Annotated in this window: 13 protein-coding genes and 2 rRNA genes; 6 read left to right on the top strand and 9 right to left on the bottom strand. The window is 48.5% G+C overall.

What is annotated here, in order from left to right; genetic code table 11:
• Positions 1–283 precede the first annotated feature (283 nt).
• Positions 284–592, top strand: a complete 309-nt coding sequence (locus JUB15_RS23340; protein ID WP_207515076.1) for a hypothetical protein — start codon at positions 284–286, stop codon at positions 590–592.
• Between the two features lie 100 nt (positions 593–692).
• A complete protein-coding gene (locus JUB15_RS23335) occupies positions 693–2,537 on the top strand; it encodes an alpha-L-fucosidase (protein ID WP_207515075.1) in 1,845 nt (614 codons plus the stop codon).
• A gap of 82 nt (positions 2,538–2,619) precedes the next feature.
• On the opposite strand, the gene JUB15_RS23330 is transcribed toward JUB15_RS23335, so the two are convergent.
• The 5 genes from JUB15_RS23330 to JUB15_RS23310 all read right to left on the bottom strand — a co-directional run bounded on the left by JUB15_RS23330 (position 2,620) and on the right by JUB15_RS23310 (position 12,532).
• The gene (locus JUB15_RS23330) at positions 2,620–4,635 is read right to left on the bottom strand and encodes a beta-L-arabinofuranosidase domain-containing protein (protein WP_207515074.1); all 2,016 of its coding nucleotides are present in this window, start codon (positions 4,633–4,635) and stop codon (positions 2,620–2,622) included.
• 92 nt (positions 4,636–4,727) lie between these two features.
• On the bottom strand, positions 4,728–6,575 hold the full coding sequence (locus tag JUB15_RS23325; RefSeq protein WP_207515073.1) for a glycoside hydrolase family 2 protein: 1,848 nt from the start codon (positions 6,573–6,575) through the stop codon (positions 4,728–4,730).
• A 51-nt stretch (positions 6,576–6,626) separates the two neighbouring features.
• Positions 6,627–7,328, bottom strand: a complete 702-nt coding sequence (locus JUB15_RS23320) for a DUF3823 domain-containing protein (RefSeq protein WP_207515072.1) — start codon at positions 7,326–7,328, stop codon at positions 6,627–6,629.
• Between the two features lie 92 nt (positions 7,329–7,420).
• Positions 7,421–9,316 (bottom strand): RagB/SusD family nutrient uptake outer membrane protein, encoded by a 1,896-nt coding sequence (locus JUB15_RS23315; RefSeq protein ID WP_207515071.1) that lies wholly within the window; start codon positions 9,314–9,316, stop codon positions 7,421–7,423.
• 21 nt (positions 9,317–9,337) lie between these two features.
• Positions 9,338–12,532 (bottom strand): SusC/RagA family TonB-linked outer membrane protein, encoded by a 3,195-nt coding sequence (locus JUB15_RS23310; RefSeq protein ID WP_207515070.1) that lies wholly within the window; start codon positions 12,530–12,532, stop codon positions 9,338–9,340.
• A gap of 168 nt (positions 12,533–12,700) precedes the next feature.
• Between JUB15_RS23310 and JUB15_RS23305 the strand changes: the two genes are divergently transcribed.
• The 4 genes from JUB15_RS23305 to JUB15_RS23290 all read left to right on the top strand — a co-directional run bounded on the left by JUB15_RS23305 (position 12,701) and on the right by JUB15_RS23290 (position 20,663).
• Positions 12,701–15,826, top strand: coding sequence for a ligand-binding sensor domain-containing protein (locus JUB15_RS23305; RefSeq protein WP_207515069.1), 3,126 nt, complete (start codon positions 12,701–12,703; stop codon positions 15,824–15,826).
• A 10-nt stretch (positions 15,827–15,836) separates the two neighbouring features.
• Positions 15,837–16,604: a response regulator transcription factor gene (locus JUB15_RS23300; protein ID WP_207515068.1), complete on the top strand. Its 768-nt coding sequence runs from the start codon at positions 15,837–15,839 to the stop codon at positions 16,602–16,604.
• 167 nt (positions 16,605–16,771) lie between these two features.
• Positions 16,772–19,414, top strand: a complete 2,643-nt coding sequence (locus tag JUB15_RS23295) for a glycoside hydrolase family 78 protein (RefSeq protein ID WP_242696488.1) — start codon at positions 16,772–16,774, stop codon at positions 19,412–19,414.
• Between the two features lie 217 nt (positions 19,415–19,631).
• A complete protein-coding gene (locus tag JUB15_RS23290; RefSeq protein WP_207515066.1) occupies positions 19,632–20,663 on the top strand; it encodes a DUF6528 family protein in 1,032 nt (343 codons plus the stop codon).
• Positions 20,664–20,979: 316 nt separating this feature from the next.
• On the opposite strand, the gene JUB15_RS23285 is transcribed toward JUB15_RS23290, so the two are convergent.
• The 4 genes from JUB15_RS23285 to JUB15_RS23270 all read right to left on the bottom strand — a co-directional run.
• Positions 20,980–22,401 carry a glycoside hydrolase family 125 protein gene (locus tag JUB15_RS23285; protein ID WP_207515065.1) on the bottom strand — a complete coding sequence of 474 codons (1,422 nt, stop codon included), beginning with the start codon at positions 22,399–22,401 and terminating at the stop codon, positions 20,980–20,982.
• A 162-nt stretch (positions 22,402–22,563) separates the two neighbouring features.
• Complete coding sequence (locus JUB15_RS23280) at positions 22,564–23,649, bottom strand: glycoside hydrolase family 76 protein (protein ID WP_207515064.1); 1,086 nt, start codon at positions 23,647–23,649, stop codon at positions 22,564–22,566.
• A gap of 257 nt (positions 23,650–23,906) precedes the next feature.
• Positions 23,907–24,018: ribosomal RNA gene (gene rrf / locus JUB15_RS23275) — 5S ribosomal RNA — on the bottom strand.
• Positions 24,019–24,186: 168 nt separating this feature from the next.
• A 23S ribosomal RNA gene (locus JUB15_RS23270) occupies positions 24,187–24,271 on the bottom strand; the annotation flags it as partial.

Below are 24,271 nucleotides of genomic sequence, written 5' to 3'. Positions count from 1 at the left end.
AGCGTTCAGCCTTTAGCATTTAGCATTCAGCCTTTAGCCTTGAGCCTTAAGCATTCAGCCTTTCGCCTTTATGGCTTTGCCTGCCGCAATTTACAAGCAGGTAAATAGCTTTGAAACTATGCCATTAACTTAGTATTGAGCTATTTTGTCAGTAATGTTGCTGAAGGTGTGCCGCCAAAGAGGAAATAAATCGTAAATTTGAATACGCATGTAAGCCGGTTCTCCGGCTTTTAATTTTTACCGGCAATTAAAAAAGAAAGTCAATCAAATGTACTCAACACACATGAAAGGCAAGGATTTTGAGTTTTTAATAACGCCTGCCGATCTTGACATCAATCCTGCCGATTTTGACAGGCTCATGACGCCGGATACCAAACCATGGACAAAAGTCATAAAGAACGACCGCACTTATTACCAGGTAGGCAAAGACGCTTTTTCCTATTCCCACGGAACACCTGGCATACAAATGTCTTTTACGCCTGACACCACCTTCGAAAAAGCCAGGCAGATCGTAGAAGAGGTAGCACATAAACTGGAGAAACATACCGGCAAGGAAATAGAAGTACTTTTTGTGCCTACAGATCCCATCTAATGAATTAATGGCAAGCTCATTCATCAGGACGGTACAGGACAAGCTCTACAGCAAGCGGGCGTAATTTCCATTCTTTTATAACGATAAACCGGCCATAGTGATGAGAGACTATTCTTCAGCTATCAAGAACCGTTTTCGCGCTGTTAATAATTTCCGTTTCCACCCTTTCCCCTGCCTGCTGTTACTGGTCCTTGTTCTTCTGTTACTGCATGTTGGTGCTTTTGCCCAACAAAGCCCTACACAATACGTGTTACCGCCCATGCCGGAAAAAGAATCCAGACAACTGGGCTTTATTGATGACCCTGCGACATTTCCCGAAGTTAAAATGGACTTCCCCATGGCGCCCGGTCCGTTTGAACCTAACTGGCAATCGATTGATAAAAATTATCCGGGTGAACCCAGTTGGTGGCGCGATGCCAAATTCGGCATCTTCATCCATTGGGGTCCGCAGGCCGCTGGTAAAAGCGGCGACTGGTATGCCCGCCGTTTATATGAACCAGGACTCGATGCTTATAAAAATCATCTGAAAACGTTTGGACATCCCAGTGAAGTTGGTTACAAAGATGTGCTGCACCAATGGAATCCATCCAAATGGGATCCTGCCAAACTGGTGAAGGCCTACTATGACGCCGGCTTCCGCTATGCTTTGGTCGTTGGCGTTCACCACGACAATTACGACTTGTGGAATTCCCGTTATCATCCCTGGAACTCGGTAGCTGTAGGCCCTAAAAAAGATTTCCTGTCGCTCTGGAAAAAAGAATTGACCAAACACCAGATGCGCTTCGGCGTTGCCTTCCATCATGAGTATACCTGGTGGTGGTATCAAACGGCGTTTGGCAGCGATAGCAGCGGACCTAAAGCGGGCGTACCCTACGATGGCAATCTTACCCTGGCCGATGCAAAAGGCAAATGGTGGCAGGGCCTCGATCCAAAATTGCTGTATACGATCCCGCTCGGCTATAAACCGGTGGATTCGACCGGAAAACCGTATAAACTACACCTGATCGCCCATGGGTACAAGGGCATTTTCGGCAATCACCTCGATTACGCAAAATGGTATGCCACGCAGTGGGCTATGCGCATAGAAGATGTGATCGATCAGTATGATCCTGATTTTATTTATACCGATGGCAACAGCACCCAGCCTTTCAGTGGCTACAAAAGCGGCTCTGGTTATAAATGCGATGCTGGCCCCCGCGTGATCGCGCATTTCTATAATAAGGCGATGGCGAACAAAAATAAACCGTTCGATAAACTCAGCATCGTAAAATTCCTGCCCACCAATCGCGGCGCCGGTACCACCTTCGAGGGCAGGTATTCCAAAGAGATAAAGACCGATCAGCCCTGGATGGCCGACATGGCCGTGGGCGACTGGTTCTATCAACCGGGCTTTTATTACGATGCGGGTATGGTTGTTCATGCGCTGCTGGAACATGTATCGCGCGATGGCAACCTGACCCTCTGCGTTTCCCTTACGCCCGATGGCGCCATGGATAACGGCAGTGCCGACATGCTGAAAGCGATCGGAGCCTGGATGAAAATGAATGGCGAAGGGATCTATGGCAGCAGGGCCTGGAAAAAACTGGGGGAAGGTGAAGAAACAATTGACCCCAAGACGAAAGAAACAAAACTTAAAACATTACCTGGTGGTAAACTGGATAAACGGCATGCTGATTTTACCTTCAGCACAAAGGATTTTCGTTTTACCCGGGGTAAGAACGGCGCCGTATATGCTTATTGCCTCACCGTTCCCAAACCCGGCGAAGTGATCACCATCAAATCTTTTGGATCAAATGCCAACCTGTTGGATAAAAAGATCCGTTCGGTCAGCCTGCTGGGGAGTAACAGTAAATTAAAATGGGAGCAGGTGCCGGAAGGGCTTCGAATAACGTTTCCTAAGAATGCAGATGCCAGGATTGCGGTTGGGTTCAAGGTAATGTTGTAAACATAAGACCTGTCAGGTGCGCATCGTCGTGCCGGTTAAACGGCCCTCAAAAAAGCGCACCTTACAGGTCTACCTCGTTTTATCATTTCACAACGGGAAAAGAAGAGATCCTCAACCTCGCCCCGCCCATGGGAACAAGCGTCAATTGCGTCGGGGGACCACTCACTGTAACCGGACTTACCGGCAATACCGCGCACAGCCCATGTTCATCCACCGTCCAGCCGGGAATGGGTTTGCCGGTAGCGATCAGCGTTATCGGCGCTGTGGCATTCGTAAATGGATTGTCATCTTTCGGCCAGGGCTTTTTCTTTATCGTAAAAGACCGGTTGAGCTGTTTGGGATCAACCTGCAAGCCATAATTCCAGGGCGAAGCGGCAAAGATCTCATACGATGGCCAGGCGGTTACATCGGCATTCTCCTGCCAGCGCGAATCGTAGATCGCCGTCGCCTTGCTGTCCTGCTTTTTATATTCCTCTTTGATCAGTAAAGAAAAAGTAAGCGGCCCGTAATTGATGCTTACACTGTTTTTATTGCGTATCCATTGCCGTAACTGCAACTGCATGGGCAGCTTCAGCACGATCTTATCGCCGTTCTTCCAGGTACCAGGCAAAGCAACATAGGTTCCTGGTGTCATTCTCACCGCTGCCGGCTTTCCGTTGACGGTTATCGTCGCTTTTGTACACCAGCCCGGGATACGCAGGTAAAGGGGAAAAGAGACGGTACGCGCCGTTTTTACCGTAAATGTAACCGCCTCTTCAAAGGGATACTGCGTTGCTGTCGTTATTGTCACTGCTGTTCCATCGCCCGCTTTGGCCGTAACATCACCGGCTACGTATAACTGGGCCGCCAGTCCGTTATCGGAGGTGGCCATCCAGCTGTTGGCTGCATAATAAGCCCAGCCGGCCGCATGATTGTGCTGGCAACACCGGCTACTGAACGGATTCATCATGAGGAAAGGCCCTTCATTGGCAATGCCCGGCGCATGGTTCTTACTGTCGCTAACGATCATATTGGGTGCGGTCAGATACCGCAGGCTCCGGTAGTCGGGCATGAAAGCCGCAGGGAACATATTAAAAGCTACATCTTCACAATTATCCGCCCACATGGCGTCACCGGTGAACTGCAGCAACAACTGGTCACTCGTCATTTGCTCAACCATGCCACAGGTTTCCACTGCCTGGCGCGGATCATCATACCCTTTGCGGGCATTTTCATCGGCGCCGAAAAGACCGCCCGGCACCTGTCCGTATAGATCGCGTATCAGTTTAAAATCATTATAAGTAGATTCCAGGTCGGCGGGATCGTTACTTTGCATGTAATAGGTTGCCGGCTCGCGGAAACATTGCGCCACGTTTACATTGTGCCAGTTCGGTAAATTGTCTTTTTGCCGCCAGTTGGCGGTATTGCGGTCAATTTTCGTGGCCAGATCAAGCAACCACGGTTCGCCGGTACGATTATATAACCAGTATACGCTGTACAGGTTGTCGCCGCCGCGGCTGTTCTCCCAGTAATCTTCCAGGAACTGATCATCGGGAAGCGCCAACTGCCATTTGAAATACTTACTCATAAACGGCAATACCCGGGCATCATTCGAATACTCGTAGTACGATTGCAAACACCATAACATGGGCATGTTGGTCCACAGGTCGCGTTTGCCGTTACGTAATACGACCGGACCGAAATCGCCATCCGGCCGCTGGTTCTCAAGCACGGCATTGATCCAGAAATTACTTTCATTGATCATCTGCTGATCCTGCAGCAGGTACCCAATATGCGCATAACCTTTCAACCAGTACGGCAGTTCTTCCCAGCCCCATTTGCCTTTGCCGTCTTTCGCCAGCCAGGCGTTGTCGGTCTTCGTCAACCAGGCGCTGATCTCGCCCAGATGACCGGTTAACCCATTGCGTTGCAGCTTCAGGAAATTCAGCAACCAGCCTTTGGGTTTGAAAGCGTTTGGCGGAAGCCTGATGAAAGAAGAAGGGCGTAATGGTTGCCTGTTGCTTACGTAGTAACTGTTTGTGCTATTGACGGTATTCGGTTGTTGAGCGGAAACCGGGAAGCAACAGCCTATCAGGATTATTAGTTTTAATAATTTCATGTTAGATTCAGTTCATAAGTTATTGAGTTATTAAGTTCACAGGTTATGAATACTCAATAACTCAATAACTCAATAACTCAATAACTCAATAACTATTTCCGTATCACCACCTCATTCGGCTCATACAACTTACTATGGATCTGCTTTAATCGTTCCACCGGCATCTTAATGATCTTCCGGTCATAGGTCATAAGGCCGTTGGTTTCTACCTCCACATCGGTGGTCTGGGTATATACTGCAGCCGACAATCCGCTTTTAATGAAATCAGGTATGCGGCTGATAAATTCTTCATACCGTTGTAACAGCTCATCCTTATTCTTGAAACTCTGGTAGCCCCAGTTGTTCTTTTGCTGCCAGGTATGATCTTCAATTGGCAGACCCAGTCCGCCAAATTCACCAAGCACAAGCACCTGCTTCGCACCAAAGAGTGCCGGATCGGGCATCAGCGGCTCGGGGTAATTATGCAGGTCCATGATATGCCCGACAGGTTCAAAATTGCCACCACTGGCGCTGTTGATCAGCCTGGAAGGATCCTGCTGCTGCGTTAGCTGCACGATGTCTTTTGTTTTGAATTGTCCCCACGCTTCATTGAACGGTACCCATACGACGATGCAGGGAAAATGGTGCAGTTTCTCCATGATAGCGCGCCATTCGGTGCGGAAAATGTTTTCTGACTCCGGCGTGCGGTCTTTATCAGTGGCGCGGCCATAGATACCGGGGCGCGATTCCCAGCGATTGCCGAGATCACCGCTGGGCATGTCCTGCCAAACCAGGATCCCCAGGCTGTCGCAGTAATTGTACCAGCGGGCCGGTTCTACCTTCACATGTTTGCGGATCATGTTAAAGCCCATGGCCCTGGTTTGTTCAATATCAAACTTCAGCGCTTCATCGGTAGGCGCCGTATACAATCCATCGGGCCACCAGCCCTGGTCGAGCGGACCGTACTGAAACACAAACTCATTATTCAGCAACATGCGCTGGATGCCATTGTTATCGGTACCCACCGAGATCTTGCGCATAGCGAAATAACTGCTTACTTCATCGGTCTTTTTGTTTTTCTGCAAGAGCGACACTTTCAGGTCATAGAGGAAAGGTTTTTTGGGCGACCATAATTCCGGGTTGGGAATAGCCAGCGTTGCTTCCGTTCCGGGCGCCACTTTTTGTTCAGCGATCTTTTCGGTTCCTTTCAAGGCGGTGATCACCACCTGGTCGCCGGCTTGTGCATTTTCTATCTGCGCCAATACGCGAACGACGCTTTTGTCCACATCCGGCGTCTGTTTGATATGGCTGATATATGATTGTGGAACAGCTTCCAGCCACACGGTTTGCCAGATACCGGTCACCGGCGTATACCAGATACCATGTGGTTTGTTCACCTGTTTACCGCGGGGCTGCGGGCCTTCATCCGTAGGATCCCACACCCGCACGGTGATCTGCTGGTTCCCTTTCTTCGTTAAAGCAGCGGTTATATCCATCGAGAACGGATCATACCCACCCTGGTGGCTTCCCACTTTTTTTCCATTCACAAACACATCGCACTGCCAGTCTACTGCGCCAAAATGCAGCAGTACGCGCTTGTTCTTAAAGGTGGCCGGCACTGAGATCGTACGCTGGTACCACAGGGCGCTGTCTTTACCCACGGTTCTGCCGACTCCACTCAGGGCGCTTTCAATGGCAAACGGAACGAGTATGTTGCCAATATGACTCGAGGGAACGTTTAGTTCGGCATTGGGCAACAGCGTGTATTGCCATTGTCCGTTCAAATTGAGCCAGGTGTTGCGTACCATTTGGGGGCGCGGATATTCGGGTAACGGTTGCTGCGGGTCTATTTTCGTGGCCCAGCTGGTCATGATCTTGTCACCGGCAGGCTTCCATTGCGCCTGCGACACATTGTTCAGGATTATCAGCACTGCTACCAGAAATAAAGAAGGTCTCATCATATATTGCTATGTTTATTTTAAAAAGAAAAATTGCACGATGCAATGCGCACCTCACAGGTCTAGCTTCATTACCGGTGAAAAGATCCCGTCTTCCACACCTGCTATCTTCAACCCAATCCTCGCAAATAAATAACCCTGCGCGGGGTTTAGTGTAGGTACCGCTACACTTAAATTTACGTTTTCCGGATTAGTAATATCGCTTCCGTTCATTGTTTTTACCGCCAGGTTATCGGCGCCTGACACAAACTGTGTTTTGTTGATATACAGGCTCACGCTTTCAATGTTCCGGGCTGAAGCATCGGTGATGATCTTTTCTATTTTAAAGGTACCGGTGATAGTACCGCCAGACTGACTGAGCTGCGGATTACGGATCATGTAATAGGGCGTCACTTCTATATCCAGCTGCTGGCTGCCATTCAGCGTAATGAAAGTGGTATCCGGTGCGCCGGCAGGTGTTTGCTTCCATTTAAAAGGGCCCTGTCCGTTCGGGATGATGAATTTGTATTCGCCATTAAATAACAGCATGGAATAGGAACCATCCGGTGCAAATACCGCGTTAATGGGTCCTGTTTTTCCAAATCCATCCTGGTACAACTCAAATGGCACCTGGTTATATTCCACGCCGATGGGTTCTCCTCTGTACACGACATGTCCCTGCAGCAATACACCGGGTTCGTCGTAATTGTCTTTTTTGCAGGACATGGTTGTGAGGATGCCTGCAATGATCAATATATGGTAAGTGGATAGTTTCATAATTTTGGTTATTATTTTGATATGCTAAACGCTGAACGCCGAACGCTAAACGCAAATACATTGCCTTTTGCCTTTTGTCTATTGCCTATTGTCTATTGGTTCGGTTGTCTCACTATCTTCGGATTATTCGCCCTGATATTATCATCTATGAACGAATAATAATTGCCCAGCCTGAACCGGTTGGTACCGGTGACGGTCACTGGTAGTACAATTTTGAATGTCCACTTGCCGTGATCGGGATTGCCGGGATCGTGCAGACGATAAGGCCATAAACCAAATGGCTGCGTACTGCGTTTGGTGGCTGAGCCGATATTACTGAGCAGATCGGCTGCTGTCATTTTATTGCCATCCCACACCAGATGCGCCAGCCGCCAGCGTTTCCGGTCAAATAAGATATGGCCTTCGAATGCCAGCTCTACCCGGCGCTCATGCACAATGCGATCAAAGGTGATGTCTCTAGCCGTTAGAGGGATGATGAGTCCCGCACGGGCGCGCACCTGGTTCATATAACCGGCTGCAACATCGGGCTGGCCCAATTCGAAGGCGGCTTCTGCAGCGTTCAGCAACACTTCGGCATATCGGTAGCGAATGAAGGGTATTTCACTGTTGGTACCGCGCGATCCGGCGCCGGGGGTCGGATCAACATACTTGCGCAGATAAAATCCGGTTTGTGCTGTAAACTCTTTCGCACTTACCGGACCGTCAAAACCGACAACCTGTACGGGCGCCGACTGGCCGGGCAAGGTCTTTTGCGCGCCGCGGTCGTCTCCCGTGATGATACTGCCATCAGCCAGCTGGTAACCGGCCCAGATGTCTACCGGCCTGCTTTTAAATGATGAACCCGGTAATATAACTGTTCCGTACAGCCGGCCATCGCGGCCGGCAAAAATGGCCGACAGGCTGCTATAATAAACCGGATTACCGGAAACATCTGTATTCGGAATGGGCGCAAAGGTATTGTCGAGCTTTTCAAATGCCTGTACCAGGTTCAGCGAGGGATTGATGCGGCCGCCCTCCTCTTCTTCCGCCCCATACCGTGGCTGGGTGGAAACGGTGAAACCATTCACCCTGCCGCTGCGCAGTTTGAAATCTTCTACCCAGATGCTTTCCGGATTGTTGCCTTTATCGAGAAAGATAGAAGCAAAGTTTTCGCCCGGGTCAGGCTTAATATTATATAATGCATAGGCGCCGGCGCTGCCGCTGATAATTTCCCTGGCTGCATTCAGGGCTTTGGTGTAATAGCCGGTGGCCATAGCTGCAGGAATACCTACTTCCCCTCCCGGCAAACTCACCTGCGGTGTATTCACGCCGTATTTCGCAATGGAACCGGCATACAACGCTGCCCGCGCCTCCATGGCCAGTGCTGCTCCTTTGGTAGCCCGGCTTTTTTCATTGGGATTTGCCGGCAGATCATTTTTGACTGCTTCTGCTTCGCTGATCACAAAATCATAGATCTCCGATTCTTTCGCCCGTGCATATTGTAAGGAAGTTGCATCGCCGCTGAAATCGTATTTCAATGACTGCAGGATCAACGGTACGCCGCCCATGCGTTTTACCATCTCAAAATAATAGTTGGCGCGCAGGAAGCGGGCTTCTGCCAGAAAGCGCTTTTTGTCTGTTTCTGCCAGAGCAGTAGCTTCGGTAGCCCTTTCAATAAATAAATTCAGATCGCGGATGTAACCATAGTCCCAGGTCTCCCATTCCCGGAAACCCCATTCATTGCGCTGCACAATATTGGCGCTGCCATTCTCTGAGGGAAAGCTTTCGCTAAAATCCGCAAATGACGCCCAGCCATTGTCGAGCCCGGAAAAATCGAGCTGGCGGTTGTACAGGTCGGCCAATATGGATAACACCTGCGCCGGATCGGAGAATGCCTGCTGATTGGTGAGGATAGAAGCGGGTTGTACATCCAGGAATTCACTGTCCTTTTTGCAACCGGCTGTATTCGTCAGCACGGCGGCGATTATAATAGGAAATATCTTTTTCATAATAGTTAATTCAGCACCAGGTTAAAAAGTAAGGTTTACGCCCACGTTCAGGAATTTGCTCTGCGGGAATTGCAGTCCATTTTCCTCGTTGATCTCCGGATCGATGCCATATTCCTTTACATTGTCAATGGAGAACAGGTTATAAGCATTGATGTAGAAGCGCGCCTTTTCCATCTTCACCCTGCTGATGAGTTTGGCGGGCAGCGAATAACCGAGCTGGAGGGTACGGGCCCGCAAATATTTTATATTATGCGCCCAGAATGTAGAGGTGCGGGTGTTGTTGCTATGGTCCTTATCATTAAAGCGCAGTGCAGGATATTTACCGGGTATCCATTCACTTTTGGGATCGAATGGATTTTCGCGGCGCCAGCGATCGAGGAACATGGTGTTCAGGTTGCCGTCATTCTGGAATGGCCAGCGGGTTTCCCAGTTCTGAAACCAGGTGTAGCCCGCAGCACCGGAGAAGTCGGCCCTGAAATCAAAGTTATCGTACATCAATGTAAGGCTGATGCCATAGTTGATATTGGGTTGAATGCGGTCACCGGCGCCATAACCGATCGGCCGCTGATCATAGTCATCGATCTTCAGATCTCCATTCACATCTTTGTAAATAAGATCACCCGGTAATAAAGTACGATTGCCCTGGCCATCGATATTCACCGGATAATTATTGATCTGCTCCTGCGAAGTGAACTGGCCTATTACATCATAGCCCCAGTTGATCCTGGTAAAGCGGCGTTCGCCGGAGTTCCGGTATTGATCCCAACTATTAAAGAACACGGGATTGTAAGAGCTAAGGAATTTAGAGCGCGAATAGGACAGGTTACCGCTTACGGTAAAGCGCCATTTGCGGAAACGGCCGTTGTAGGTAAGCGATCCTTCTTCGCCATACTGGGCATCGCTGTTGATGTTCTCATCGGGCAGCGTATAGCCAATCTCGGAAGGCACCAGCACGTCTGTTTTACGACCGCGCAATCCTGTACGTTTGCGATAGAAATAATCGAAGGTACCGGTGAGTTTTCCATTCCACAGGCTGAAGTCGAACCCTACATCGGTGATCCTGCTTTTCAGCCAGGAAATATTGGTGATGGGCACACCCCGGTCTCTCGATCCTACAATGGGCACTCCACCTAAGATGGCTATACCCTGGTTGTAGTTGTACCCTTCCACATAGGCAAAAGCCGGCAACCCGAGCTGTGTGCCATCATCACCCAATACACCATACGAACCGCGAATTTTAAAATCTGATAAGGGATTGTTTGCGCCCAGCAGCTTTTGCACAAAGGCTTCTTCCGTTATTCGCCAGCCCGCAAATACCGAAGGGAAATAGCCTACCCGTTTATCGGGAGCAAACAGATAGGAAGCATCGCGCCGTGCCGATACTTCCAGGAAATATTTGTTATCATAACTATAAGTCAGGCGGCCGATATACCCGATGCGGGCTTCGTTGGCAACACTGTCGTCGTACCTGTCGGCCGTATTAAAGTAAATGAGTGAAAGCGCATTGGTGCTGGGCACGGAATGGATCCAGTTACGCAGGCGCTGGTTCTTAATGCGTTCATTCACGAAGGTAGCCCCGACGGTATGCAATCCGAAGGTGCGGTTGTAGTTCAGCTTTAGCTGCTGCGTAATGTTGATGACCTTGCTTTGTTCCCGTTCGCGCCAGGGGTTGGTACTGCCGCCGGTGGGTTTGTAGGTTTGATCGGCAGGATTGTACGTATAGGTAGTGTAGGTGTATTCATGGTTATTGAGCACGTAATCAGCCAGGTAATACGAGTAAACGCCGCCAATGGTCAACCCTTCCACAAACGGCACCTGGTACTCGGCATTGAAATTGGTTTGCAGTACGCGCCAGTCGTTGTGATATTTGCCGGCATGTTTTGTATTCAGGTAGGCCCAGTTGGTTTCGTTGTGTTTAATATCGTTGAGGTAAGCGGGATTATCATTGGCATAAGGCCTTTCGAGCGGTGTATTACGTAAAATGGCAAAGCGGGCCAGCCAGTAATCATCTCCGTATGGCACGCCGGGATTGTCACGCGTTTCAATACGGCCGTTGATATTCACACCTACTTTCAGGCGGTTGGCGATCTTTGCGCTGATATTCGATTGAATATTGGTTCGATTGAATTTGAATTCGCGCCCCAGTACCGAGTTCTGGTACAGGTGGGTGCCCGATAAATAGTAATTGATCTTATCTGATCCACCGGTAACATTCACATTCACCGAATGCTGGGGCGCATTCTTTTTCAGAATAAAGCTTTTCCAGTCAAAACTCTGGTAACCGGGTTCAGTACCGGCTTTGTATTTTTCCAGTTCTTCCGGTGTAATGGTAGTGCTGCCATTGCGATTGATCTCCGCTTCTGCGCGATAGCGCATATAATCATAGGAGTTGGTGAGCACGTCGGTAAAGCGGGTCCAGTTCTGGTGACCGGTATAAGCATCTACATTCACCGTATTTTTTGAGCCCAGTTTGCCGCGTTTGGTAGTAACGACAATTACGCCGTTGGCGGCCCGTACGCCATATACCGCAGCCGAGGCATCCTTCAACACCGTGATGCTTTCAATGTCATTCGGGGCCAGGTTATTGAACTGACCGGCATCCTGTTGAATACCGTCAATGACAAACAGCGCATCACCCATATTACGCACCTGGATATTAGCGCTGGCGCCCGGCCTGCCATCAGGCATCCGGAAAGAAACGCCGGTGATCTTACCCGCCAGACTGGTGCTAACGGTGGAACCTCCGTGCACCATGCCGATGTCTTTATCAGTGACCGCTGCAATGGAACCGATGACCGACGCCCTTTTGGTGGTGCCATAACCCACAACGATCACCTCACCTAAGTCGTGCCGCAGCTTTTGCAAGATTATAGTAAGAGAGGTCTGCTGGTTAACGGGTACCTCCTGGTTCGCAAACCCTACAGAAGAAATAATGAGCACCGCCGACTCACCGGCTACTTTCATCTGGAAGGCCCCATCGATGTTTGTGGTAACCGCATTTTTGGTGCCTTTCTCAAGGACCGTTGCATTGGCCACCGGGCTGCCGGTACTGTCTTTTACCAGCCCTGACACTGCTACACCAGCCTTAGGCTGTGCCCATCCTGGCATAGCAATCATACAATTGAAGAGAAGAAATACAAGGAATCTGGTATGGCGATATGGTTCCAGTACAGAAAGTACCCTGCCACCCAGCAAGCGTTTGGTAAATTTTTTCATGTAGCAATCAATTGTTGGTTAATAGCTTTGAGGAATGACACAATGAAATAAAACTTTATCGCGCATTCGGCTTATTCCCTGCGTTTCAGAATTTGTTCAATTTGTTACATTTTGTTTTTTCGTGATCTTTCTTGCTTAAATTACCCGGTAACGATAATATAGAACCAGATGAACTGCCTGTTACGACAATTGCGATGGCTGCCATTGTATACCCTGCTGTTGACTGTGCATACAGCCTGCGGCCAGCCCTATTATTTCAAACATTACCAGGTGGAGAACGGCTTGTCGAATAACACCGTGTATTGCAGCATCCAGGATAAAAAAGGCTTTTTGTGGTTTGGAACCAAGGAAGGGTTGAACCGGTTCGACGGCTACCGGTTCAAACTCTTCAAGTCAGACAATGAGAACTATAACCTGCTGAAGAAAGATTTTATCTATTGCCTGTTTGCTGATGATAATGATAACCTTTGGGTAGGCACGCAGAACGGACTGTTCAGGTTCGATTATGCTAAAGAATGTTTAGTACGTTTTTTGGACTCGCTGCCCGAGATCAATGATGTGCAGATGGACCGCCAGGGCCGGCTCTGGTTCCGCTCCTATACTACCGTTTGCCGGTATAATTTTACTACCCGCACGTTGACAAAGTTTCCGCCCGATAAAACCATTCATGCCACCGCGCTTTGTATGAGCGGCACCGGCGACATGTGGTTTGGTTCCACAGACGGGCATCTGAAAAGATTCGATACGCTCACCCAAAGTTTCAGCGGACCTGACGTATTTGCTCATTCCCCGAAGATGCCTACCTGCTTTATTAAAAAGATCTATCCTGCGGGAAAAGACGCCATCTTTATTGGCACCACCTGCCAGGGCATCAAGCTGTATAATATTACGACAAATACGTACGAAGACCTGCTCATCTACAGCGCCGATAAAACGACCGTGTATGTGCGGGATATTACCCGGTACTCAGACAATGAATACTGGTTCGCTACCGAGTCGGGCATTTTTATTTATAATACGCAAACACGTGCCTTCACCAATCTGAAGAAACAGTTCTCTGATCCGTACTCTTTGTCGGATAATGCGGTATATACGTTGTGCAAGGACCAGGAAGGCGGCGTTTGGGCCGGTACTTTTTTCGGCGGCGTAAATTACTTTCCCAAACAACACACGCCCATCACCAAATACTACCCTGACCGTAGCACTCAAACCATCAGTGGCAGCGCTGTGCGCGAAATATGTGAAGATCCCGATGGCAATCTTTGGATCGGCACGGAGGATGCCGGCCTCAACAAGCTGAACCTGCGCACCGGCGCCTTTACCCATTTTAAACCCACCGGCACACCCAGCGGTATTGCCTATCATAATATCCATGGTCTGCTGATCCGCGGTAATGAAGTTTGGATCGGCACCCTTGACCATGGACTCGACATCCTGGACCGGCGTACCGGTAAGGTGCTTAAACACTATGGGAGCAAGGTAAACGACTACACTTTCCGGAATAATTTTATTGTGACCATGCTGCAAACGCGGCGCGGGGAAATCTACCTGGGAAGTGGCGGTGGCCTTTATCGCCATCGCCCGGCCACAGCCGATTTTGAATGGCTGCATGAAACACCGGGCGGTGAATTTATCAGTTGTTTAAAAGAAGACCATACCGGCATCATCTGGATCGGCACGCATACACAAGGGCTATTGTACTATGACCCGCTCACGCGGCATTGGGGAAGGTTGCAGAACAATCCGGCCGATACGAACAGCTTAACCATAAATGATATCAATGCCGTGGAGGAAGACAGTCGCCATAACATGTGGATCGCTACGGAAGGCGGCGGCCTTTGTAAACTGGATGCCGGCCGTAAACGCATTACACGTTATACCACGCAGCATGGTTTGCCCAGCAACTTTGTATTTAAGATAGTCGAAGACAATAACCTTGACTTGTGGGTCACCACCTCCAAAGGCCTCGTGCGGCTTGACCCTGTTACGCAAAATATGACCGTGTACACCAAGGCCAACGGGTTATTGTACGATCAGTTCAATTACAACAGTGGCTACAAGGACGCCACTGGCAAATTGTATTTCGGTTCCATCAAAGGCATGATCTCTTTCCGGCCTGAAGATTTTGTCGCCAGCCAGTTTGTTCCACCGGTATATATAACCGGTTTCCAGGTGCACAATAAAGAGCTGCTGATAAACAGGAAGCAGTCGCCCCTGCAGCAATCCATTTTATACACAAAAAAGATCACCCTGCCTTATGACCAGTCTTCCTTCAGCATCGACTTTGCGGCGCTGAGTTATACCAGTCCCGAGATCACCGAATACAAATACATGATGGAAGGCCTCGATAAAAACTGGACCTGCCTGCCCACCAACCGCAAAGTTTATTTCACCAACCTGGCGCCGGGTGAATACCGCTTCCGGATAACCGCTGCCATTAACGGCCGCTGGAGCCAGGAACAACAATTGCAGATCACCATTAGTCCACCCTTCTGGAATACCTGGTGGGCGCGGCTGGTATATACCGCCATAGTGATCGCATTAGTGTATACTATTATTCAAAACTATCATAAGCGATCGCAGGAAAAAAAGGCAAAAGAGATTTATGAAGCGAAGTTTGAGTTCTTCACCAATGTGGCGCATGAGATCAGAACACCGCTCACCCTGATAAAAGGTCCGGTGGAGAACCTGATTGAAAAAGTAGATGAGCTGCCTGCGATTAAAGAGGATGTGACCATGTTGGAGCGCAATACCAACCGGTTGATGACCCTGATCACGCAGATACTCGACTTCCGTCAAACAGAAGCCAAAGGCTTCAGCCTCGACTTTACCAAGGTCAACATCTCTGCTCTGGTGCAGGACGTATACACCAGCTTTCAGCCATTGGCCCAAAAGCGCAACCTGCAATACAGCCTGCAGTTGCCCGATGTACCAGTAATTGCGATGGCAGATGAAGATGCACTCAACAAGATCATCAGCAACCTGTTCAGCAATGCGGTGAAATATGCCGATACGCTGATAACTGTACAATTATTCCCCGTGCAGAAGGACGATGAACAATTCAAACTTGAAATCTCGAATGATGGAACGCTGATCCCCGTCACTATGCGCGAGCGGATCTTTGAACCGTTCTATCGCATCCGTGAGAATCCCAAACAAAAAGGTACCGGCATTGGCTTAACACTTGCCCGTTCGCTCACCCAATTACACCAGGGCAGGTTGTATGTAAAAGAGAGTTTGATGAATACTTTTGTGCTTTGCTTACCATTACAACCAATCCTGAAAAAGAAATAACCTTATGTCTATGTTACCACTCGTATTACTCGTAGATGACGAAGAAGAGATCCTCGATTTCCTGGAAAGGATCCTGCAACCCAAATACACGGTGCTGAAAACGCTGCATGGCCGCGAAGCGCTGCAGGCACTGGAGCTGAATGCGGTGCAGCTGATCATCAGTGATGTTATGATGCCCGGTATGGATGGATTTGAGTTGTGTGCCCGGATAAAGTCGAACGTAGAGTATTCACATATCCCCATCATTCTGCTGACAGCCAAGAATACCATTCAGGCGAAAGTACAGGGTCTCGAGCTGGGCGCCGATGCTTATATAGAAAAGCCCTTTTCGAAAGAGCATTTGCTGGCGCAGATGGCAAGCCTGTTGAACAACCGCAATAACCTGCGGGAATATTTTGCCAATTCGCCGCTGGTGCATATTAATAGTATGGCGCATACCAGGGCAGATGAACATTTCCTGGCCTGCCTGCATGATATCATTATTGAACATATTGAAGAAGTGGAGCTGGATGTGGAACAGCTGGCGCGGTATATGAATATGAGCCGGGTGACGCTGTACCGGAAGATCAAAGCCATTTCAGACCTCACGCCGATCGAGCTGATCAACATAACGCGATTGAAAAAAGCGGCCGAACTGCTGGCCTCCGGTGATTACAAGATGTATGAGATCGCCGCCATGACAGGCTTCAGCTCCCAAAGCAATTTCGCCCGTAATTTCCATAAGCAGTTTGGCGTGACGCCGAGTGACTATGCGTTGTCTAAACAAAGAAATGTGTAGGGTTATACAAGCCTAATAGCTTTAAACGTGTGATGTGGTCAATAGTGAATGGACAATTTGCAAAAGAGAATTAGCAATTGACTATTCAATTTTCATGGCTATATTGATTTGAAATTGCCTTCGTCATGATATTTCCAGGTTGCCGTTCAATATTTTTCCTTCTCATAATGCTCATCGCTGGTCTTTGCCATGCACAACCCTGTATTCCAACAAACCTCCAATGCGAATACATCAATAACCCTTTAGGCATCGATGCCGAACAGCCAAGGATAAGCTGGCAATTAAAGGACAGCCGCAACGGCGCCGTTCAAACCGGCTACCAGCTGATCGTGGGAACCGACTCGCTCGCCGTTAGCCAGGGGCTAGGGAACAGTTGGCAAAGCGGACAGGTATCCTCCGCAGCACAATTGGTCACTTACCAGGGCCAGCCATTGCAGCCGTTTACTAAATATTATTACACAGTGCAGGTGTGGGATAAAGACAAACAACCATCACCACTGGCCGCAGTCTGTCATTTTGAAACAGGCATGATGCACTCAAAGAACTGGAAAGGCGCCTGGATCAGTGACAGCCGCGACGTTAACATAAAACCTGCACCTTATTTCAGAAAAGCATTTACGGTAAACAGGAAGATCCGGTCGGCCCGCGCTTATATTGCGGTGGCCGGATTATATGAGCTATACATTAATGGTAACAGGATCGGTGATCACCGCCTTGACCCTATGTACACCCGGTTCGACCGGCGCACGCTCTATCTTACCCATGATATAACCAGCCAGCTGCAAAACGGCAAAAACGCCATTGGCGTACTGCTGGGCAATGGCTGGTATAACCATCAGTCAACGGCCGTTTGGTTCTTCCATGAAGCGCCCTGGCGCAACCGCCCTGCGTTTTGCATGGATGTACGCATTACGTATGAGGATGGTAGTATGGAGACCATTAGCACTGGCAAGGACTGGAAGACGGCCCTGAGCCCGGTCATTTTTAACAGCATTTATACCGGTGAGCATTACGACGCCCGGCAGGAACAAGCTGGCTGGCACTTACCATTTTTTAATGATTCCCAATGGAAAGAAGTGATCTACCGTGCGGCGCCTTCGACAAATATCACAGCTCAGATTATGCAGCCTGTGCGCGCAGTTGATACCATTCCCGCCAGATCGATACGCGTGTTCAATGATACCAGCTATGTATTTGACTTGGGAAGGAATATTTCAGGCGTAAGCCGCATCACCGTAAAAGCACCCGCAGGAACTGTTTTGCGGTTGAAACATGGGGAGCGCCTGCTGGCCAATGGCCATGTGGATCTTTCGAACCTGGATGTACATTACCGGCCGGTAGGAAGCGATGATCCTTTTGGCACTGATATTTTTATCACCAGCGGCAAAGAAGCAGAAAGCTTTATGCCGCGCTTCAATTACAAAGGGTTTCAATTCATAGAAGTGAGCAGCAGTGCACCCATAACACTGACCAAAGAAGATCTCACCGGCTATTTTATGCACAGCGATGTGCCGGCGGCCGGACAACTTACCACTTCCAACCCCACCATCAATAAATTGTGGTGGGCAACCAACAATTCGTATCTGTCGAACCTGTTTGGTTACCCGACCGATTGCCCGCAGCGTGAAAAGAACGGCTGGACAGGCGACGCACATATCGCCATCGAAACCGGCCTGTACAATTTTGACGGCATTACCGTATATGAAAAGTGGATGAACGATCACAAAGATGAACAACAAAGCAACGGCGTATTGCCTGCGATCATTCCCACCAGCGGCTGGGGTTATGAATGGGCCAATGGCCCCGACTGGACAAGCACCATTGCCATCATTCCCTGGAATATCTATCTGTTCTATGGTGATACGACGCTATTGTCGCGCTGCTACGATAATATTCAACGCTACGTTGATCATATCGACGAGTTATACCCAACCGGATTAACCACCTGGGGCCTGGGCGACTGGGTGCCGGTAAAATCCAAATCACCTGTGGAGCTCACTTCTTCCATTTATTATTATGCAGATGCTGCCATCCTGGCCAAAGCAGCTACGCTGTTCGGCCGCAAAGACGATGCCAGGCGGTACGGCGCCCTGGCAACCAGGATAAAAAACGCCATTAACGACAAATACCTCAATCCTTCCACCGGCATCTATGGCAGCGGTTACCAGACTGAATTAAGCTTTCCATTATACTGGCGTATAGTGCCTGATTCGCTAATATCAAAGGTAGCAGCCAACCTGGCCAAACGCGTTCAGGCCGACAGCAATCACCTGGATGTGGGCCTGCTGGGAACCAAGAGCATACTGAATGCATTGAGTGAAAACGGGTATGCTGATATTGCCTGGCAACTGGCGGCCCGTGAAACTTATCCTTCCTGGGGCTGGTGGATCGTCAATGGCGCCACCACGCTGTACGAGAACTGGAATATCAAGGCAGCCAATGATATTTCGATGAACCACATCATGTTTGGTGAAGTGGGCGCCTGGTTATACAAGGCACTCGGTGGCATAAAACCCGACGCAGAGCAACCCGGATTTAAGAACATATTACTGCAGCCGCATTTTGTAAATGGATTGAATGAATGTAAATCGTCGCATCGGTCGCCGTATGGCACCATTGAATCTTCCTGGAAAAGAACAGGCAAGAGAATCGAATACCAGGTTGTTGTTCCTCCTAACAGCACGGCAACCATGCAGTTGACCATACCTGTTAAAAAGAAACTGTATATGAGTGGCGTGCTTCAGCCTCATAGCGGCAATACCTATACAGCCACATTGGTTGCAGGGAAGTATCTATTTGAGATGAAATAATCCCCACCTTACAGCTTTTTGCGGGTAAGCCGTGCTATGGTTTTTAAACCGTGGCACGGTTAAAACCGCTGTTATTACAATATTCCATACTGCATAATGCAGCCAGCCATAACGACATTCGTTATGTGGACATCTTTGGCATGCATTTTCGCTTCCCCTTGCACTATTTTAAATAGTATGCGATCCATAACCTTATTAATTACTAAATAAACCATCCATGAGAAAAACAATTTCCCTCTCACTATTCATTTGCCTGTTCTTGAGCCTGGGATGCACCCGCGAAGTGTCGCAGCCCACTGGCACGGAGGATGCCAGCGAACAGCTCACTACAGCAACTGTTACCACTGAAGCCACTGCGAAAGAAATGATCATTTGCGATCAGAAGAACGCCCGCATTGTAATAGTGGATGTTGCCAATGGTAATAACGTTACCTGGGAATGGAAACCAACCGCTTCTTATGCCATGATCCGTTCCGGCGCCCAGGGCTGGTTCAGCAATTTGAGCGAAGCCAAGCTGGTGTACAGTGGAAAATACATCCTGGCCACTGCCTCCGGCGGCGGCGTAGCCATCATCAACATCTCCACGAAAAAAGCCATCTGGTATGACTATGCCGGTGGCAATACCCATTCTGCCGAACTGTTACCGAATGGCAATGTAGTAACGGCCAGCAGCACCGGTGGTTACCTGTTGATCTTTACCGTTGATTCATATATCAATGATGAAAGCAAACAAGGCGGCAAGGTGATCTTTGAAGATGTACATAATGTGGTATGGGACAACGCAACCAAACTGCTATGGGCAGCCGGCAAAGACAAGATCAAAGCGTTCAGTTATAACAACAGTTGTAGCAGTCCGGCCCTCACCTTGAAAAAGACCTACACCATGCCGCAGGGCAATGCCCATGATCTGTTCCCGGTGTATGGCAGCACGAATGAGCTGTGGTTATCGAACAGCAATCATGTATACAGGTTCAATGTGTCTACCGGGGCCTTTACGCTAATCAAAAATTCCGCCGGCGCTAATATTGCCAAAGTAAAATCCATCAGTAGCGGTCCCAGCGGTTATGCCACCATCATTGATGCGGCCAATGGCCAGGGTGGTGAAACCTGGCGTACTGATGTGATCACTGATCTGAATGGTGTTACTGTTTTCAGGAATACCAGCTATGGGATGTACAAAGCACGGTGGAAGCTGATCAATTCATTTAGTTATCCTGCAGGTGATTCATTTCATGAATGCACGCACTAGTAAATACAATTTCTGATTTCGAGATTTCGAGATTGCGGGATTTTGGGATTTGTTTCAATTTCAACCTCGCTATAAATCTCGAAATCCATAAATACAATTTCTGATTTCGAGATTTCTGATTTGTTTCAATCTCGAAATCTCAAAATCTCAAAATCTCTAAATTCTCAAATACAATTTATGATTTCTGATTTCGAGATTGCGGGATTTCTGATTTGTTTCGAAAACGACCTTGCCATAAATCTCGAAATCTCAAAATCTCGCAATCCCGAAATTCTGTTTTGTTACTTGTAACCTTTCATTTATTAGCTAAGCAAGATTAAACCAGTAATTGCGGTTTCTCCTTGTATGTCTTCCAAAGAAACTCTCCAAACAGGGTATTGGCCCAGGCGAACCAGGAACGGGTGAATTTCTTCGGATCATCTTTATGAAAAGCTTCATGCATGAAACCGGTTCCCCCATGTGTTTTTTGCAGCAGCTGAATACAGCTTTTGATCTCCGCATCACTGGAGCTGGTGAGTCCGCGCATGGTGATGGCCATCGGCCAGATCATATCCTGACCAACATGCGGTCCGCCAATACCTTCACCGGCCGAACCGGCAAAGAAGAACGGGTTGTCGCGCGACAATACGAACTTACGTGTATTGCGATAAACAGGGTCTGATGCACTGACTGAACCCAGGTAAGGCATCGAGAGCAGGCTGGGCACATTGGCATCATCCATAAGATTGTAACTGCCAAAGCCGTTCACTTCGTAGGCGTAGATCTTGCCAAAGGCTTTGGTGTCTATTACTGCATATTGTTGTAAAGCTTTCTCTACTTCATTGGCCAGTGCGGTTAACTGGGCAGCCGTAGTGGTGTCTTTGGCAATAGCTGTAAGCATTTCAGCCGCCTGCCGCAGGCTCACTACTGCAAAGAAATTGGAGGGAATAAGGAAGGAATACAAAGTGGCATCATCACTGGGGCGGAAGGCAGAGCAGATTAGTCCGACAGGTTTTACCGGGTAGCCGTAACCGCTCATGGGCAAGGTATCCGTTGCATGTGGAGTCGTACGTTGGAATTTATAGGGCCCATTGCCATTTTTCCGTTGCTGATCGCGGAATACAGTGTGAATGGATTTGATGGCCTGTTGCCACTGGCTATCGAATGGCGACGTATCGCCGCTGAGTTTCCAGTAGCGGTAAGCCAGCCGGATGGGATAACAAAGTGAATCGATCTCCCATTTGCGCTCGTGCACGCCGGGTTTCATCTCGGTATGGTCTTTTTCCCATTCGCTTTTTTTCTCCGGATCGTTATAGAATGCATTGGCGTATGGATCTTTCAAAATAAAGGCGGTTTGCTTATTGATGACGCCGGTGATCAACTGCTGAAGCGGTTTATCCTGCGCCATAAAAGCAAGATAAGGCCAAACCTGGGCGCTGCTGTCGCGTAGCCACATGGCATCTATATCGCCAGTGATCACATACGTATCGGGCCGGCCGTTCTGAGTAGTATGATGTACTGTTGTATCGAGGGTATTGGGAAAGCAATTTTCAAACAGCCAGCCCAGTTCGGGATTCTTTACTTTCGATTTAAACTCCTGAATGGCTTTTTCAATCGCCTGGCTGGTGAAATTCCGCTTATCTGCCGGCGTTCTCACCACGGGAAAGTCCTGGGTAGTAGCCGCCAGTCCGCGCATATTGTGTAGTAATAAACCAGCGCCTGCTAATGTTGATTGCTGTATAAAGGTCCGCCTTTTCATATAACAATGTTTGGGTAAAGCTACGGGTTTAGCACATTACAGTTTAAAGTTCAAAGTTTTAAGTTCACAGTTATTCCGTTTTTCAAGCTCGCGACTATTCTTCAACTCAAAAACTTATGAACTTAATAACTTATGAACTCAATAACTTATGAACTCAATAACTTATGAACTTAATAAACCAGCCAAAGCTTCGAGCAACATGCAAGCGCTAAGATGAATGGAACAATCCATTTTGGAAGAAGCAGGCAAGTCAGTCCAGCTGGAGCCGAAGACATATTCCGGCCGGTAAGCCGCTTTGGTGAGCAGGCTTTCACCATTGGCTTTGAGATAATCGCCGTATAACGTTTTTGTATAGCTGTCAACGTTTCCTTCCCGGATCAATTGCACCAGGTAGCGGATGAAGATGCCTTTGAACAAACCACCATCGCCTGATCCTTCCCCTTTCAATATGCCATTGGGAGAGAATCTCTGCCGGTCATTTACGACGTAACTCGCGGTGCGGATGGCATCCTGTAAACACTGCGTATGTTTAGTGATGGAATATAGTTCCAATGCACCGCCTAACCAGGTGCCCTGGTTATAGGTATAAATGGCGTTTTCGTTGTGATTGCCTACTCCATCCCACACCACACCACGGGTGGGATCTACCAGATTGGACCGTTGCCATTGATAGATCTTCCATGCCCATTTGAGATCCTCTTTATTATGATTGAGCTTATACAGTCGTGCGGCGATTATGAGGGCGGGTCCATTGGAACAGGCGTTCTTTGACGCGGGATGATCCTTTGCCCACATGATACCGCCGCCATGGGTGTTGGTCCAGCCGGTCCTGATCATGTTCCATAATGACTGGGCCAGGTCTTTGAACTTAGTGTCCTTCGTAGCATCATAGGCGCGTAGGCATGCGATGGCCAGCCATTCCATATCATCATAGAAATTGTTCTCCCATTTGTTGCCGTTCATTGTATACATGCCGGTGAGCAGGTCATGCATACGGGTAACATACGCCTGATCTTTGGTGCGTTTATAGCCATCAACGAGCACATCGAGGGCATGGGCATTCCACCAGTAATCGAAACCGGGGTTGTTGTCGTTGTTGTGTTTGTAGTAGTTTCCGGTTGATGACCAGAATTGGGCGGTGAGTGACTGCTGGGCGCTGTCGGCGGCTTCGGCCCAGTCGGGTTGAGAAAAGGAGGCTGCATAACTGAAGATAGCCAGTGTAAGCCATGTTGAATGGATCAGGTTCATATCATTCTTAGTTTTAGTGCTAAGTTTTTAAGTTATGAACCTAGTGCTTAAAGCTGATAGCAAAAACAGTTTACAGTTCACAGTTCACAGTTTACAGTTGCTGGTTGCCGGCTGCTGTCTACGGGTCTTTGCTTTCGTTTGTTATAACAGATCCAGTTGGTTAAGTGTAAGCAAGCGTTAAGCCTTTTGGCCTTTAGCATTCAGCCTATAAAGCAAAAAGCCTCTCAGAAAAGATCTGAAAGGCTTTTTAGCAATAAATATGGCAACTACCTACTCTCCCGCATTGTGGTGCAGTACCATCGGCCATGAGGGGCTTAACTTCTCTGTTCGGAATGGGAAGAGGTGAACACCCTCGGTATAATCACCATAAGAAGGTTATAAGTTGTAAGTTGTAAGTTGTAAGAGCTTTTGCTTCGATTGCTTAGCAAAAGACTTATTACTTATAACTTATTACTTACTACTCAATAAGGTCATATTGGGAAAGTTGTAAATGAAAGTAACAGAACTAACATTTGATATTTTCAAAATTGTTAAAAAAAAATTAAAGCGTACGGGTAATTAGTACTACTCGACTTTGCTGTTACCAGCTTTACATCTGTAGCCTATCAACGTCATCGTCTTT

It is taken from the genome of Longitalea luteola, assembly GCF_017356035.1.
GTDB classification, from domain to species: Bacteria; Bacteroidota; Bacteroidia; order Chitinophagales; family Chitinophagaceae; genus Niastella; species Niastella luteola.
The sequence above is the reverse complement of the archived record's forward strand: the minus strand, read 5'-3'. Positions and strand labels throughout refer to the sequence as shown.

Coding starts and splice junctions, on each gene's coding strand:
- JUB15_RS23340 (WP_207515076.1), top strand. CDS start 284: ATGAAAGGCAAGGATTTTGAGTTTTTAATAACGCCTGCCGATCTTGAC.
- JUB15_RS23335 (WP_207515075.1), top strand. CDS start 693: ATGAGAGACTATTCTTCAGCTATCAAGAACCGTTTTCGCGCTGTTAAT.
- JUB15_RS23330 (WP_207515074.1), bottom strand. CDS start 4,635: ATGAAATTATTAAAACTAATAATCCTGATAGGCTGTTGCTTCCCGGTT.
- JUB15_RS23325 (WP_207515073.1), bottom strand. CDS start 6,575: ATGATGAGACCTTCTTTATTTCTGGTAGCAGTGCTGATAATCCTGAAC.
- JUB15_RS23320 (WP_207515072.1), bottom strand. CDS start 7,328: ATGAAACTATCCACTTACCATATATTGATCATTGCAGGCATCCTCACA.
- JUB15_RS23315 (WP_207515071.1), bottom strand. CDS start 9,316: ATGAAAAAGATATTTCCTATTATAATCGCCGCCGTGCTGACGAATACA.
- JUB15_RS23310 (WP_207515070.1), bottom strand. CDS start 12,532: ATGAAAAAATTTACCAAACGCTTGCTGGGTGGCAGGGTACTTTCTGTA.
- JUB15_RS23305 (WP_207515069.1), top strand. CDS start 12,701: ATGAACTGCCTGTTACGACAATTGCGATGGCTGCCATTGTATACCCTG.
- JUB15_RS23300 (WP_207515068.1), top strand. CDS start 15,837: ATGTTACCACTCGTATTACTCGTAGATGACGAAGAAGAGATCCTCGAT.
- JUB15_RS23295 (WP_242696488.1), top strand. CDS start 16,772: ATGCTCATCGCTGGTCTTTGCCATGCACAACCCTGTATTCCAACAAAC.
- JUB15_RS23290 (WP_207515066.1), top strand. CDS start 19,632: ATGAGAAAAACAATTTCCCTCTCACTATTCATTTGCCTGTTCTTGAGC.
- JUB15_RS23285 (WP_207515065.1), bottom strand. CDS start 22,401: ATGAAAAGGCGGACCTTTATACAGCAATCAACATTAGCAGGCGCTGGT.
- JUB15_RS23280 (WP_207515064.1), bottom strand. CDS start 23,649: ATGAACCTGATCCATTCAACATGGCTTACACTGGCTATCTTCAGTTAT.